General features: G+C 63.8%; 15 protein-coding genes. 7 read left to right on the forward strand and 8 right to left on the reverse strand.

Translation table 11 applies throughout. The annotated features are described in order from the left end of the window. Positions 1 to 114: 114 nt before the first annotated feature. From pstB to RBH22_RS09095, 4 genes are all read right to left on the reverse strand, one after another. Complete coding sequence (gene pstB / locus RBH22_RS09080) at positions 115 to 993, reverse strand: phosphate ABC transporter ATP-binding protein PstB (RefSeq protein WP_256545763.1); 879 nt, start codon at positions 991 to 993, stop codon at positions 115 to 117. Positions 994 to 1003: 10 nt separating this feature from the next. After that, positions 1004 to 2659, reverse strand: a complete 1656-nt coding sequence (gene pstA / locus RBH22_RS09085) for a phosphate ABC transporter permease PstA (RefSeq protein ID WP_306677290.1) — start codon at positions 2657 to 2659, stop codon at positions 1004 to 1006. A gap of 1 nt (position 2660) precedes the next feature. Further along, positions 2661 to 3620: a phosphate ABC transporter permease subunit PstC gene (gene pstC / locus RBH22_RS09090; RefSeq protein ID WP_121569881.1), complete on the reverse strand. Its 960-nt coding sequence runs from the start codon at positions 3618 to 3620 to the stop codon at positions 2661 to 2663. A gap of 66 nt (positions 3621 to 3686) precedes the next feature. Continuing rightward, positions 3687 to 4709 carry a PstS family phosphate ABC transporter substrate-binding protein gene (locus RBH22_RS09095; RefSeq protein WP_306677291.1) on the reverse strand — a complete coding sequence of 341 codons (1023 nt, stop codon included), beginning with the start codon at positions 4707 to 4709 and terminating at the stop codon, positions 3687 to 3689. 364 nt (positions 4710 to 5073) lie between these two features. Between RBH22_RS09095 and RBH22_RS09100 the strand changes: the two genes are divergently transcribed. Beyond that, positions 5074 to 6075 (forward strand): phosphate uptake regulator PhoU, encoded by a 1002-nt coding sequence (locus tag RBH22_RS09100; RefSeq protein WP_256545766.1) that lies wholly within the window; start codon positions 5074 to 5076, stop codon positions 6073 to 6075. 25 nt (positions 6076 to 6100) lie between these two features. On the opposite strand, the gene RBH22_RS09105 is transcribed toward RBH22_RS09100, so the two are convergent. Further along, the gene (locus RBH22_RS09105) at positions 6101 to 6478 is read right to left on the reverse strand and encodes a 30S ribosomal protein S8e (RefSeq protein WP_121569884.1); all 378 of its coding nucleotides are present in this window, start codon (positions 6476 to 6478) and stop codon (positions 6101 to 6103) included. Positions 6479 to 6804: 326 nt separating this feature from the next. Here RBH22_RS09105 and RBH22_RS09110 point away from each other — a divergent pair, with 326 nt between their 5' ends. Continuing rightward, positions 6805 to 7317: a DUF5813 family protein gene (locus tag RBH22_RS09110; protein WP_306677292.1), complete on the forward strand. Its 513-nt coding sequence runs from the start codon at positions 6805 to 6807 to the stop codon at positions 7315 to 7317. A gap of 24 nt (positions 7318 to 7341) precedes the next feature. On the opposite strand, the gene RBH22_RS09115 is transcribed toward RBH22_RS09110, so the two are convergent. Together RBH22_RS09115 and RBH22_RS09120 are read right to left on the reverse strand one after the other, a co-directional pair. Beyond that, the gene (locus RBH22_RS09115; RefSeq protein ID WP_121569886.1) at positions 7342 to 7572 is read right to left on the reverse strand and encodes an Lrp/AsnC ligand binding domain-containing protein; all 231 of its coding nucleotides are present in this window, start codon (positions 7570 to 7572) and stop codon (positions 7342 to 7344) included. Further along, a complete protein-coding gene (locus RBH22_RS09120) occupies positions 7572 to 8255 on the reverse strand; it encodes a TrkA family potassium uptake protein (protein WP_306677293.1) in 684 nt (227 codons plus the stop codon). Before RBH22_RS09120 ends, RBH22_RS09115 begins: the two co-directional genes overlap by 1 nt. Positions 8256 to 8411: 156 nt before the next feature. Between RBH22_RS09120 and RBH22_RS09125 the strand changes: the two genes are divergently transcribed. Next, the gene (locus RBH22_RS09125; protein WP_306677294.1) at positions 8412 to 8645 is read left to right on the forward strand and encodes an Lrp/AsnC family transcriptional regulator; all 234 of its coding nucleotides are present in this window, start codon (positions 8412 to 8414) and stop codon (positions 8643 to 8645) included. A gap of 153 nt (positions 8646 to 8798) precedes the next feature. Further along, positions 8799 to 9119: a hypothetical protein gene (locus RBH22_RS09130; RefSeq protein WP_256289148.1), complete on the forward strand. Its 321-nt coding sequence runs from the start codon at positions 8799 to 8801 to the stop codon at positions 9117 to 9119. 41 nt (positions 9120 to 9160) lie between these two features. Here RBH22_RS09130 and tmk read toward each other — a convergent pair whose 3' ends face one another. Then, the gene (tmk, locus tag RBH22_RS09135; protein WP_256289149.1) at positions 9161 to 9760 is read right to left on the reverse strand and encodes a dTMP kinase; all 600 of its coding nucleotides are present in this window, start codon (positions 9758 to 9760) and stop codon (positions 9161 to 9163) included. 122 nt (positions 9761 to 9882) lie between these two features. Here tmk and RBH22_RS09140 point away from each other — a divergent pair, with 122 nt between their 5' ends. The 3 genes from RBH22_RS09140 to RBH22_RS09150 all read left to right on the forward strand — a co-directional run bounded on the left by RBH22_RS09140 (position 9883) and on the right by RBH22_RS09150 (position 12963). Beyond that, positions 9883 to 10809, forward strand: coding sequence for a complex I NDUFA9 subunit family protein (locus RBH22_RS09140; RefSeq protein WP_256289150.1), 927 nt, complete (start codon positions 9883 to 9885; stop codon positions 10807 to 10809). A 218-nt stretch (positions 10810 to 11027) separates the two neighbouring features. After that, positions 11028 to 12209, forward strand: a complete 1182-nt coding sequence (locus RBH22_RS09145; protein WP_306677295.1) for a tubulin/FtsZ family protein — start codon at positions 11028 to 11030, stop codon at positions 12207 to 12209. Beyond that, a complete protein-coding gene (locus RBH22_RS09150) occupies positions 12178 to 12963 on the forward strand; it encodes a hypothetical protein (protein WP_306677296.1) in 786 nt (261 codons plus the stop codon). The genes RBH22_RS09145 and RBH22_RS09150 overlap by 32 nt, the downstream gene beginning before the upstream one ends. Positions 12964 to 12978: the final 15 nt, after the last annotated feature.

The raw sequence follows: 12978 nt of genomic DNA on the forward strand, positions 1-12978 counted from the left end.
TCGGCACACAGGACGGCAGTATAAGAGTGTCGCGAAGGAGAGGCACAGGCGAGAACAGAAAGCGGCGAAACGCAGAGCAGCGAAAGGGAGAGACAGAGACAGAATCGACGGACGTTACCCGAACTTGCCGGTAATGTAGTCTTCGACCCGCTGGCTCTCGGGGTTCTCGAAGATCTTCTGGGTGTCATCGAACTCGACGAGTTCGCCCCCGGTCAGGAAGACGGCGGTCTGATCCGAGATGCGGGCGGCCTGCTGCATATTGTGCGTCACGATGACGACCGTGTAGTCCTCGGCGAGTTCCTCGATCAGATCCTCGATCTGGGAGGTCGCAACCGGGTCGAGCGCGGACGCGGGTTCGTCCATCAGGAGGACTTCCGGGTCGGGCGCGATGGCGCGAGCGATGCAGAGACGCTGCTGTTGGCCGCCCGAGAGGTCCAGGCCGGACTCGTCGAGTTGGTCTTTCACCTCGTCCCAGAGTGCGGCGCGCTTGAGCGACTCCTCGACGATTTCGTCGTAGTCGCCGCCTTTGTCCTGGATCTTCAGCCCGTAGGTGACGTTTTCGTAGATGCTCTTCGGGAAGGGGTTCGGCTTCTGGAACACCATCCCGACGCGGCGGCGGAGCGCCACGGGGTCGACGTCGTCGTCGTAGACGTTCTTCCCGCGGAGGTAGAGATCGCCCTCCACGCGGGCGCTGTCGATGAGGTCGTTCATCCGGTTGATACACCGGAGGAACGTCGACTTCCCACACCCCGAGGGGCCGACCATCGCGGTCACACTCTTCTCGGGGATGTCCATCGTGATGTCCTGTAGCGCCTGATCGTCGCCGTACCAGACGTTGATGTTCTCCGCGCTGACGACGGTCTCTCGCCTGCTCGGCCCGTCAGACGAGGAGACGCTCCCGCTGACGTCGGTCTGGATGAGCATCTCGTCGTCCGTCGGGTCGGGCGAGCTATCCGCGCGCGCGTTTGATTCGTTCGTATTCTGTTGACTCATTGGCTGAAATTCACCCTGTTCGCTCAAACTTGTTCCGAAGCACGATCGCAACCGAATTCATCGCGAGGAGCACCGCGAGCAGCACGACCACGCCGGCGGGGACGGCCTTCGTGTAGAAGTCCTCGCTGGCGAAGAGACTCGACCACGCGTACACCTGCAGCGGCATCGCGCTCACCTTCGAGTTGAGCGCGGTCGGGAGGCTGAACACGACGTTCGGCGCACCGATCATAATGAGCGGTGCCGTCTCGCCGATCGCACGACCCAGCGCGAGGATCGTCCCGGTCAGGATGCCGGGGAACGCCTCGGGCAGGACGACGTTGCGAACGGTCTGCCAGCGCGTCGCGCCCATCCCGTAAGATGCCTGTCGGAGGTCCGACGGGACAGACCGGATCGCCTCCCGAGAGGAGATGATGACGATGGGGAGGATCAAGAGCGCGAGCGTCGCGCCGCCGACGAGGACCGTCCCCGCGGACTGTCCGAGGTACGTCACGAAGACGCCGAGCCCGAGCAGGCCGTAGACGACGGATGGAACGCCCGCGAGATTCGAGATGTTGACGTCGACGAAGCGCGTGAGCGCGTTGTCGGGCGCATACTCTTCGAGGTAGACGGCCGCGCCGACGCCGAGCGGGAACGACAGCGCCGCGACCGTCGACATCAGGAGGATCGAGCCGCCGATCGCCGGGTACAGCCCTGCGTCAACCGCCGAGCCGCTGTGGGAACTCGTCAGGAACTGCCAGTCGACCCACGACTGGGGGCCGGCGAAGCCGAACGCTTCGACCGCCGCGGCACCCACGAGCGCGCCGACGACGACCGTCGCGGCGAATCCCAGCCCGACCGGAGTGCCGTTCTCGCCGAACGCACCCCGCCAGGCGTACGTCGACGTCGGCACGAGCGCGACGGCGGTCACGACGACGGCAGGGACCGGGTCGATGCCGACGAACGGCCCGACGACCGCGCTCGCGACGCTCACAGCGAACGCGGCGAGTCCGGCGTACAGCCCCGAGCGAGCGTCGCGGACGCCGGCGACGTACGCGCCGACCGCGGCAGCGGAGCCCCCGCCGACGATGGCCGCGACCATCATCCAGTCGACCGGGATGACGGGTATTGACTGGATGAACTGGACGAAACTCGGGACGACCTGCGGGAGGCCCGCGGCGTCACCGATCGGTCCCGGGAGGCCGAAAAGCGAGAGATAGAAGGCGAACGAGGTCGCGACGAGCCGCGTCGTGAACGAGATCCGATGGGAGTTTCGGGTGAGCGCGACCGCGACCGCGGCGGGAACCGCGAGTCCGAGCGCGAACGAGAGCGCGACGAGCGGTGGGATCACGTCGACAACGAGGAGCCCGACGCCCCCGCTGAACATCAGCGAGACCACGAGCAGTCCGACGAGGAAGACGCCGAACGAGAACGCTGCGCGGTCCCGCGTGCGGACGTACGCGCCGACCAAAAGCGTCGGTACGACGAGCGTGAGGAAGTAGGTGAGATACCAGCCGGGATCCGCAGTGAGCGGCCGGATCGCGTCGTTGGCGACGTACACGAGGAGTACCGCCAGCGTGACGATGCCGAACATCGTCGCCGCGAGCAGCAGGTATCTGAAGACCGTACCGACGGTCCGGCTGACCTGTCCGAACCCTTCGATTTCTCCGTGTTCGGTTTCGGTGGCCATCTCAGTACTCCTCCCGGTACCGCTGTGCGACGAAGTCGCTGATGACGTTCATAACGAGCGTGATGACGAAGAGGACGAGACCGATCGCGAAGAGGCTGCGATAGGCCAGCCCGCCCCCGGTGATGTCACCGAGGAGCAGTTGGACCATCGCGGCCGTCATCGGGAGCGATCCCTCGAGGAACGAGGCGGGGTTGACGGGGTTCAGAAACTGCGCGCGCGACCCGGCAGCGATCGTGACAGCCATCGTCTCGCCGATGGCGCGCGAGAGCGCGAGGATGAACGACGAGAAGATGCCCGAGAGCGCCGCGGGGACGACGATGCCGGTCGCGACGTCGAACTTCGTCGCGCCCATCCCGTACCCGGCCTGCCGGAGGTCGTCGGGGACGGCCGACATCGCGTCCTCGCTGATGGAGGCGACCATCGGGATGATCATAATCCCGACGACGATGCTCGCCGAGAGCATATTGAACGTCCCAATCTGTGGGATCACGGTGGCGAGCGCCGGGGTGATGTAGATGAGTGCGAAGAAACCGTAGACGACGGTCGGCACGCCGGCGAGAATCTCGAGTGCGGGTTTGAGCACCGAGCGAGCCCGCTGGCTGGCGTACTCGCTGAGATAGATCGCCGTCGCGACGCCGAGCGGAATTGCGATGACCGCCGAGCCGATCGTGATCATCAGCGTCGCCGAAACCAAAGCGAGGACACCGAACTCGCCGCTGTTGATCTGCCAGGTCGTGCCGGTGAGAAAGTCGACGAGCGACGCCGTCTCCCCGGTCACGCCCATCAGCGGGGCGGTGATCGTGAAGAACTTCGCCGCCTCTGTCACGAGCAACACGACGATACTGATCGTCGTCACGATGGACAACGCCGCGCACAAGAAAAAGAACGTCCGCGTCAGGAGTTCTCGCGGGGAGTTCTCCGTCTGCCGCGTGAGGTCGGTTTCCAACTCGTCTGTGCTCATTGTGTATTCAGATTATTGTGGGATGAAAAAGCGCTTCGTTAGACGTACGAGCGCGGCACGCGTTGTCTAGTTCGATCCGCCGACGGCGTCGTCGATTCTGGTCAGCATCGCCTGCTGTTCGTCCTCGCTGAGCGGGACGTACCCGACTTCCTCGGCGACGATTTCGCGGCTCGTCGCGTTTTCCATCCAGAAGCGCGTGAACGCCTCGATGTGGGCTTCCTGCAGCGCCGAGACCTTCGGGTAGGTGAAAAGCGGCCGCGACAGCGGCGTGTAGTCACCCGAGAGCGCCGTTTCGAGCGACGGTTCGACGTACTCGCCCTCGCCGTCTTTGACTGAAACCGCCTGCACGGAGTCCTGATTCTCGCTGTAGTAGGCGAATCCGAGATAGCCCATCGCGTACTTCGAGCCGGTGACGCCCTGAATGATGGTGCGGTCCTGCTCGGTCGGCGAGTAGTCCTGTCGGTGGCTTGTCTCTTCGCCGAGGATCGCCTCGTGGAAGTAGTCGTAGGTCCCGGAGGCGTCGGAGGGACCGTACAGTTCGAACGGCTCGTCGGGCCACTCGGAGTTGATGTCGGACCACATCTCCGGCGAGGTGTCGGCCGACCAGATCTGCTTCAGTTCTTCGACGGTGAGTCCCTCGCCGATCCAATCGTTGTCGTTGTTGACGATGACCGTCAGGGCGTCGGTCGCGACCTTGAGCTCGACGGGCTCGACATCGCTCCCGGCGCACTGATCTTCTTCCTCGGGCTGAATCGGCCGCGACGCGTTGTTGAAGTCCGTCTGGCCCGTACAGAAGTAGTTCGCGAAGCCGCCACCGGACCCCGTCGACTGGAGACTGATGTTGACGTCGCTGTGGGTCTCCTGGAAGCGCTGCGCCATCGCCGTCGCAAGCGGGAAGACCGTCGAAGAACCGGCGATCGAAATGTCGCCTGCGAGCGCCTGTGACCCGCTGTCGGTTCCATCCGAGCCGGACTCGTCGCCGCCCGTGTTCTGCTGTGTGCAGCCAGCGAGACCGGCGACGCCGAGCCCGCCGGACGCGAGAAGGAACTTGCGACGTGAAACGCTACTGCGCTTGGATTGGCGCGTCATTATCACTCCGTATCCGTAGGCAGGATAAAACGGCTACTAATACAGCTATATAGAAAAAATATCAGTACGTACTCTATGGTCGAGTCTGAAACCGCTGTTTTCGGGACTCTGAGAGCGACTGTTCGGGCAAACTGACGCCAGTCTTTTGTTGTTATTTCGCATATAACTCCAATAAACTTCAATTGCAGAACTATTTTGGAGAAGTAGTGCTCAGTCATCACATTATGAGCAGATATAGATTTGATCGACAAGTGCGGTTGTGAGAACCTCCAGTCGTGGGAACACACCACATAGATAGGAGCGTTCGCCGATTCTATATATAGTAATGATCAAGTTTATACTATGGGGTTCACAACGGCCAGATATGGTCGAAACGCGGAAGGTGCAGGTCACCGGGGGGTCGACGTTCACAGTTTCAATCCCGAAGGAGTGGGCGACTGAAAACGACGTCTCGGCCGGAAGCGTCGTCGAATTTTACCCCGAGGGTGATTCACTATTCTTGGCACCGGCGAACGGTGAGGAACGAACCGAGGGAGCGCTCGACGTAACCGACCTCGAAGGCGACGAACTCACGCGCGCGGTGATGACGATGTACGTCAGTGGCTTCGACATCATCTCGCTCGAGAGTTCGCGGATCACGACCGATCAGCGACGGACGATTCGGGAGGCGACCCAGAGTCTCGTCGGTCTCGAAGTCCTCGAAGAGACGCGCGATAAGGTCGTCATTCGCGACCTGCTGGACTCCGCCGAACTGTCGATCCACACCGCCGTCAGGCGGATGCGGCTCATTTCGCTGTCGATGCTCGGGGACGCCATCGACGCGCTCGCGGAACTCGATACGGATATGGCCCGCGACGTCATCCAGCGCGACGACGACGTCGACCGCCTGTGGATGGTCGTCTCGCGGATCTTCCGGGCGACGCTGCGGACGCCGAAGGCCGCCGAAGAACTCGGACTCCCCCGCGAGGTCTGTTTCGACTACCAGTCCGCGGCGCGACAGCTCGAACGCATCGCCGACCACGCGACGAAGATCGCACACCTCACCTTAGAGTTCGAGAAGCCAGTTCCCGACGAGGTCATCGACGCGCTCTACGAACTCCACGAGGAGTCCCGCGAGATCGTCGACGACGGAATGGACGCGCTGCTCACAGACGACAGCGACGAGGCGACCCGGCTGGCCAACGACGCCCGCGAGTCGGTCCAGGCCATCGACGAGCGCGCTCGCAAGATCGACGAACTCCTGCGTGATCTTGATCCCGCACGCGCGCAACTACTCGGGCTGATCGTCGACTCCGTGTCGCGGAGCGCCGACTACGGCGGTAACATCGCCGAAACGGCGCTGCAGAAAGCCGCGCCGACCCCCTAGGATCGACGCGTAGTTCCGAGAAGAGTTACTCTTCGTCGACGAGAACGGCGTTGACCTGACCGGTCTGCCCCGGACGGGACGTCACGCGGGCCGTGCCCTCGCTCGTCTCGATGATCGCGCCCTTCGTGATGATGTTCCGTCGAACGTAGTTGACGTTCGCGGGGTTCTCGACCACGTTTTCGATGGTCGCTTCCTCGACTTCGCCGTCGATCGCGACCTGCGCAACGTTCGCCGAGAGGGCGCGGACCTTCTTGTTCTGGCCGCGTGCGTCGACGACCTGGAATCGCGGCTCGCCGACGGTCGTTTCGGTTGGCTGACGGCCGAGCTGGTGGCGCGTCTTCTTGTGCGAGCGTCGGCGTCGACCGCCGGTCCGCTTCCGCTTCGAACGTCCTTGGTCCTGCATACGGGATAACTGACCGGGTGAGTACTTCAATCGCTCGAATCGGTGACGCGAGTAGAGACAGTGGAGACGGCGTCGAACGACCGACAGCGACGTCTCTCGGGAGTCGACGTCGCGGAAAAGGTAGCAGCCGTCCGGGAACAGCCCGGACGGCCGCTGCCGCCCTGAATTGGTCCCCGCTGACGCTTCGGCCCTCCAGACGAAGCGTCACTTGGCGGGAAGAGTGGGAACCACTTAAACGTGCCGCACCCGGAAACCGTTTCGCCCTCGTTGACATATATAGAGCCCGGCGCGAGACGTTTTTGTCGCTACGAGTCCTTTGGGAGACAATGAGTGAGAGCGACGCCGTCGCGCGCGCCCGGCGCGCCGCGGAGCAGCACGATTCCTTCGAACGCCTCGACGACGGACGCTACGCAGTAACGACGACCGCCTTCGACGGCGAGGTCGTGATCGACAGCGACGGCGGCGCAGCCGTGTTCGCCGTCACCGTTCGCGTGCCGATGCTCGATGCCGTCACCGAGGACCACGTCGCCCCGGTCGTCGAAGACGGCTGGTTCGACACGCTCGCGCTTCGGCTCGAAGACGTCGACGGGGCGTTCCACGGCACCGACGACCCCGACCTCACGGTCGAACGAGACGGCGAACACGCGGTCCTGAACGTCGAACTCACCGATCTCGACGCCAACCGCGCTGCGGCCGACGCGGTCGCCGCCGTCGAGTACGTCGAAGGAACCTACGTCGAGGGGATCATCCCCGGCTACGACTACACGGAGCCAGTGACGCATCTCATCCAACGGGCGGCAAGCACGGGCGGGGGGACGAAGGGCGGGACGCCGCTGTAGTTCCGAGACGACGGTTCGGAGCGGTCAGTCCATCGCGATGTACGTCTGGGTGTGTTCGATACCGGCCATCTCGTGGATCGACGTCGCGATGTCTTTGACGTCGCCGGGGCTCTCTACGCGGACTTTCACGATGTAGTCGATGTCGCCGGCGACGACGCTGACGCTCTCGACTGCGTCGTCGACCGACGACATCGCCGATTTCAGCCGATCGACGTCGCCCGTCGAGGCTTTGACCATCACGTAGGCGGTGACCATCAGGCCACACCCCCCTCGGGCGCGAGTTTCTCTCCGACGATGAGCTGTCTGGCCTCTTCGAGCACGTCGAAGTCGGCGAGGACGGCGAGCCGATCACCGACTTCCAGCGAGTCGTCAGACAGCGGGAGCCCCATCGGCTTGTCGGCCTTGCCGAACGCCAGGATCCGTGCGTTCGCCGGGAGTGCGACCTCCTCGATCGTGTACCCACGCATCGGCGACTCCTCGGTGACGGTCATCAGGACCACCTGGAGGTTCTGCGCGACATCGGCGATCGCGCGCACCGAGCCACCGAGCAGTGCGTTCTTCGCGCCCAGCGCGCCGAGGCGTTCGGGGTAGACCACCTCGTCGACCTCGTCGGCGTACTTGTGGTAGACCTCCTCGCGGTAGTCCTCGTCGACGCGGAGCACCGTCCACGTGTGGTGGTACTTCGCGATCGAGCACGCCGCGAAGTTCACGTTGAGGTCGGCCGTGAGCGCCCCGAGGCCGTCGGCGTCTTCGATGCCGGCCTCGACGAGGACTTCCTCGCGGGAGCCGTCGCCTTCGACGACCTCGAAGCCGTCTTCGCGGGCGCGCTCGACCCGATCGCGGTTCTGTTCGACGAGCGTGATCTGGTGCCCTTCGTCTCTGAGAACCCGGGCGGTCCGGAGTCCCACGCGACCTGCACCAATGATAACGAACCGCATACGAATGAGGTACGCCGGCGGGCGTGAATAATGTTTCTCCGGAACGTCCCTGTACGATTCGTCGGTCCGGTCTCGTTCCGACCCGTCCTATCGAGTCAGCGTGGTACGCCACTCGCGGCACAAATGCTATGAGATGGTATCACGTACCGTGGTAGTATGGTTCACGCGTTCATTATGGTGAAGACCGGCGCCGGGGAGTCAGAGCGACTCATCGACTCCATCCGGGAACTGGCGAACGTGAGCGAGGCGCACATCGTCGCGGGCGCGTACGACATCATCGCCGAGGTGGACGCCCCCGAGGTGTACAAAGTCCTGAGCGCGTCCTCGACCGAAATTCAGGGGTTCGAGGGCGTCACCGACACCAAGACGTACATCTCGATGGACGAGTAGCCGCCGCAGGCGGGGAAGACTGCCGCGGACGGGAAAACCGCCGTAAACGACGGAATCACGCGGACGACGCGTCGGTAGCGACGCGCAGTCGCTCGGGCGGGGCGAACGCCACGGAGCCGAACGCGTAAAGTCCTCGGCGCCCCTACTCCCGGTATGGTCTCGGTCGTCGGACTCGTGCTGTTCGGGGCGGTGCTCGTGGTGCACACGCTGCTGGCAGCCGTGCTGACCCGTTTCTTCCGCCTCCGATTGAACACCCAGTGGGGATACGTCGTCTACTCGTTCGCGCTCATCCCGATCGCGCTGCTCGTGACGACGCTCGTCTTCTTCGGGATCCTCCCGATCGGCGCCGGTCTGAACCTCGGTGCGACGGCGCTTCTCGGTGCGGCCATCGCGCTCCCGCTCGCACTCGGATTCACCATCGACACGCTCTACATTCCGGCACCGGAGGAGTACGACCTCCCGGACCGACAGTGAACCGATAACGCAACTCCCCCGCGCTGCTTGGCCTCGGACAGCTATCGGTCTGCGACCAGCCGCTCGACGTGTCCTTCGACGGCGTCGATCACGTCCGGGAGCGACTGGGTCGCGTCGACGCGGACGAACCGCTCGGGGTCGCTTTCGATGAGTCGCTCGTAGTTCTCACTGACTCGTTCGAGGTACTCCGCGTGTTCGAACTTGTTCGTCGCGCCCGCCCGCTCGGCGGCCGTCTCGGGGTCGACGTCGAGATAGATCGTCGCGTCCGGCGGATGGGTGAAGACGTCGTGGATCTCCCGGATGTACGTCAGCGGGTCCCGACCGCCGGCGAGATACGATTCCGCGAGCGACGCCGCTTGATATGCGAACCGCGAGTCGGTGTAGCGGTCGGAGACGACGAGCGTCCCGTCTGTGAGCGCCGGTCGCACGACGCGAGAGAGATGGTCCGCGTGATCGGCAGTAAACAGGAACAGCTCGGCCAGCGGGTCGGCGTCGTCGTCGTGCATCGAGCGGGTGACGGCGTCGCCGTACCAGGAATCGGTCGGTTCACGGGTGAACACCGCGTCGGGGTAGTCGTCTCTGAGGGCCTGCCAGGCGGTGGTCTTCCCGCTCCCGTCCAGTCCCTCCAGCGTGAGGAGCATAGTTCGAGATGGCGGATCGGGGAGTAAAATCCCACCGAGTCGCTGCGACGCGCCGTCGAGGCACCCGTGCGTCGACGGAAACGGCAGTTAGCTTTACGTCGACACGGAGAGATATCACGGGTATGAAAGTACTCGTCGTCGGCGGGAGCGGATTCATCGGAAGTACCCTCTGCCGGGAGCTGAAAGGCCGGGGGCACGACGTAACCGCCCTCTCGCGAAGCCCCAGCGGCCAGGACCTTCCGAAGGGCGTCAACAAAGTGATGGGAAACGTCACCGACTACGGTTCCATCAAGGGCGCCTTCGAGGGGAAAGACGCAGTCTACAACCTCGTCGCGCTCTCGCCGCTGTTCAAACCGAGCGGCGGCGACAAGATGCACGACCGGATCCACAGACAGGGCACCGAACACGTCGTCCGCGCGGCCGAGAAACACGACGTCCGGCTCGTTCAGATGAGTGCGCTCGGTGCCGATCCCAAAGGTCCGACAGCGTACATCCGATCGAAGGGCGAGGCCGAGGAGATCGTCACCGAGTCCGTCCTCGACTACACGATCTTCCGTCCCTCGGTCGTCTTCGGCGAGGGTGGCGAATTCATCTCGTTCACGAAACTGCTCGCGCCGCCGTACCTCAGCGCGCTTCCGGGCGGCGGCAAGACCCGGTTCCAGCCCATCTGGGTGGGCGACCTCGTGCCGATGCTGGCCGACGCCATCGAGTCCGACGAGCACGTCGGGAAGATCTACGAGATCGGCGGACCGGACAAACTCACGCTGGCGGAGATCGCGCGGATGATCCATAAGTCCGACGGCCGGTCGACGACGGTCGTGCCGGTCCCGATGGGACTCGCGAAGGTGGGGCTCACGATCGGCGGCGCCATTCCCGGCTTCCCGATGGGCAAAGACCAGTTCCGCTCGCTGCAGTTCGACAACGTCACCGACGACAACGACGTCGACGCCTTCGGCGTCGGGACCGGCGAACTCACCACGTTGGAGGCGTACCTGAACGGGCGCGCGGGCGACGCTGGGACCGCTGCCACTGCGGCGAGTTCCGGGTGAGACCGACGCGTTGTCGCCGCTGTTGACTCACTGCCCGAATTTAAATCCTGAGAAATAGGTCCTGACCTGACGGGTACAGAGGTCTAATGACTCATTAACGCCCACTCGCAGTACTGCGGTTTCGGTGGTACGCCTCTCGTTCTGCCCGTTTCACACCATCACAAGGTTTATGTCCGCGTTTGCACTGGGATACACCCAATGGCGAGGGGACCCGATAAATGAAGCTCGCAATGATCGGTTTCGGGCAGGCCGGGGGAAAGATCGTCGACAAATTCGTCGAGTACGATAAGCGCCACAACTCGAATATCGTCCGCGCGGCAGTCGCGGTCAACACGGCGAAGGCCGACCTGATGGGATTAGAACACATCCCGAAGGACCAGCGGGTCCTCATCGGTCAATCGCGCGTGAAAGGCCACGGCGTCGGCGCCGACAACGAACTCGGCGCGGAAGTCGCCGAGGAAGACATCGACGAAGTCCAAGGGGCGATCGACAGCATCCCGGTCCACGAGGTCGACGCGTTCTTGGTCGTCGCCGGTCTCGGCGGCGGTACCGGCAGCGGCGGCTCGCCCGTTCTCGCGAAACATCTCCAGCGGATCTACACTGAACCCGTCTACGGATTGGGGATCCTACCCGGAAGCGACGAAGGCGGGATCTACACGCTGAACGCCGCGCGGTCGTTCCAGACGTTCGTGCGGGAAGTCGACAATCTGCTCGTCTTCGACAACGACGCCTGGCGGAAGACCGGCGAGTCCGTCCAGGGCGGCTACGACGAGATCAACGAGGAGATCGTCACCCGCTTCGGCGTCCTCTTCGGGGCCGGCGAGGTCGGCCAGGGCAGCGAAGTCGCCGAGAGCGTCGTCGACTCCTCGGAGATCATCAACACGCTGGCCGGCGGCGGCGTCTCGACGGTCGGCTACGCCTCCGAGACGGTCGAAAACGAGTCTTCGAGCAGCGGGCTGCTCTCCCGGATCACCGGCGGCAACGAGGAGACGGAACTCGACACCGCACACACGACGAATCGAATCACCTCGCTCGTGCGAAAGGCCGCGCTCGGCCGTCTGACGCTCCCCTGTGAGATCGAAGGCACCGAACGCGCGCTGCTCGTGATGGCCGGTCCCCCGCGGCACCTCAATCGGAAGGGAATAGAGCGCGGTCGCAAGTGGATCGAAGAGCAGACCGGTAGTATGGAAGTCCGCGGCGGCGACTACCCCATCAAGGACTCCGGAAAGGTCGCGTCCGTCATCCTCCTCTCGGGCGTGACGAACGTGCCCCGCATCAAGGAGCTCCAGCAGGTCGCCATCGAGGCACAGGACAACATCGACGACATCCGAGAGGAGAGCGAAGACAATCTGGAGAATCTCATAAACGATGACGAAGACGAGCTGGAGTCGCTTTTCTAAGCTCGCGTTAGCCTGTCTCTTCGTCCTCTCGGTCGCCACGGTCCCCGGAGCAGCCGTCTCCGTCGGCGACTCGGACGTCACCAGCGACGCTGAGGTCGGGACACAGGTCACTGCGACAGCTACGCTGACAGAACTGTATCAGAACCCCTCGCTCGAATCGTGGACGCTCGCCGGGCAGACGGACCTGACCGACGTGACGTGGACGGTCTACTACTACGACCAGACCGGCGCGAAAGTCGATCAGGAGTCCTTCGACGGGCAGTCCTTCTCGGGCGCCGAGATCTCGACGTCCGACGGGACGAACGAAGTCGAAGTCGAAGTGACCGGTACGGTACCCGAAGTCGCATCGTACTCCTACGAGCCCGCACAGACGTTCACCGTGATCGGACTCGAACAGACGCGTCAGGGCGGTTCCACGAACGAGATCGACAGCTGGAACGCGACGTACTACACCGGTGAGAGTCGCGAGGCGCGGAACGCGATCGACGAGGCGTCCGCGGCCGTCGAGCAGGTGAACTCCCAGGAGGCCGAACGGTCGCTCGGAAACGCGATCGACGCCTACAACGGCGAGGAGTTCTCGCTCGCGAGCGATCTCGCCGAGCAGGCCCAAGAGCAGGCCCAACAGACCCAGCAGTCCAATCAACTGATGCAGTACGCGCTGTACGGCGTCGGTGGACTCGTCGTGATCGGCCTCCTCGTCGGCGGCTTCCTGTACTGGCGCTCCCAGCAGCAGGGTCACGACAAACTCGGCTGAGTCTCTCCGTTTCTG

It is taken from the genome of Halobellus sp. H-GB7, from assembly GCF_030848585.1.
GTDB classification, from domain to species: Archaea; Halobacteriota; Halobacteria; order Halobacteriales; family Haloferacaceae; genus Haloquadratum; species Haloquadratum inordinatus.

Excerpts from the sequence above, each read along its gene's own strand:
- RBH22_RS09130 (WP_256289148.1), top strand. The coding sequence starts at position 8,799 with ATGGTCTCGGTCGTCGGACTCGTGCTGTTCGGGGCGGTGCTCGTGGTG.
- pstC (WP_121569881.1), bottom strand. The coding sequence starts at position 3,620 with ATGAGCACAGACGAGTTGGAAACCGACCTCACGCGGCAGACGGAGAAC.
- RBH22_RS09145 (WP_306677295.1), top strand. The coding sequence starts at position 11,028 with ATGAAGCTCGCAATGATCGGTTTCGGGCAGGCCGGGGGAAAGATCGTC.
- RBH22_RS09120 (WP_306677293.1), bottom strand. The coding sequence starts at position 8,255 with ATGCGGTTCGTTATCATTGGTGCAGGTCGCGTGGGACTCCGGACCGCC.
- RBH22_RS09110 (WP_306677292.1), top strand. The coding sequence starts at position 6,805 with ATGAGTGAGAGCGACGCCGTCGCGCGCGCCCGGCGCGCCGCGGAGCAG.
- pstA (WP_306677290.1), bottom strand. The coding sequence starts at position 2,659 with ATGGCCACCGAAACCGAACACGGAGAAATCGAAGGGTTCGGACAGGTC.
- RBH22_RS09125 (WP_306677294.1), top strand. The coding sequence starts at position 8,412 with ATGGTTCACGCGTTCATTATGGTGAAGACCGGCGCCGGGGAGTCAGAG.
- RBH22_RS09115 (WP_121569886.1), bottom strand. The coding sequence starts at position 7,572 with ATGGTCACCGCCTACGTGATGGTCAAAGCCTCGACGGGCGACGTCGAT.
- RBH22_RS09140 (WP_256289150.1), top strand. The coding sequence starts at position 9,883 with ATGAAAGTACTCGTCGTCGGCGGGAGCGGATTCATCGGAAGTACCCTC.
- pstB (WP_256545763.1), bottom strand. The coding sequence starts at position 993 with ATGAGTCAACAGAATACGAACGAATCAAACGCGCGCGCGGATAGCTCG.
- RBH22_RS09105 (WP_121569884.1), bottom strand. The coding sequence starts at position 6,478 with ATGCAGGACCAAGGACGTTCGAAGCGGAAGCGGACCGGCGGTCGACGC.
- tmk (WP_256289149.1), bottom strand. The coding sequence starts at position 9,760 with ATGCTCCTCACGCTGGAGGGACTGGACGGGAGCGGGAAGACCACCGCC.
- RBH22_RS09150 (WP_306677296.1), top strand. The coding sequence starts at position 12,178 with ATGACGAAGACGAGCTGGAGTCGCTTTTCTAAGCTCGCGTTAGCCTGT.
- RBH22_RS09095 (WP_306677291.1), bottom strand. The coding sequence starts at position 4,709 with ATGACGCGCCAATCCAAGCGCAGTAGCGTTTCACGTCGCAAGTTCCTT.
- RBH22_RS09100 (WP_256545766.1), top strand. The coding sequence starts at position 5,074 with ATGGTCGAAACGCGGAAGGTGCAGGTCACCGGGGGGTCGACGTTCACA.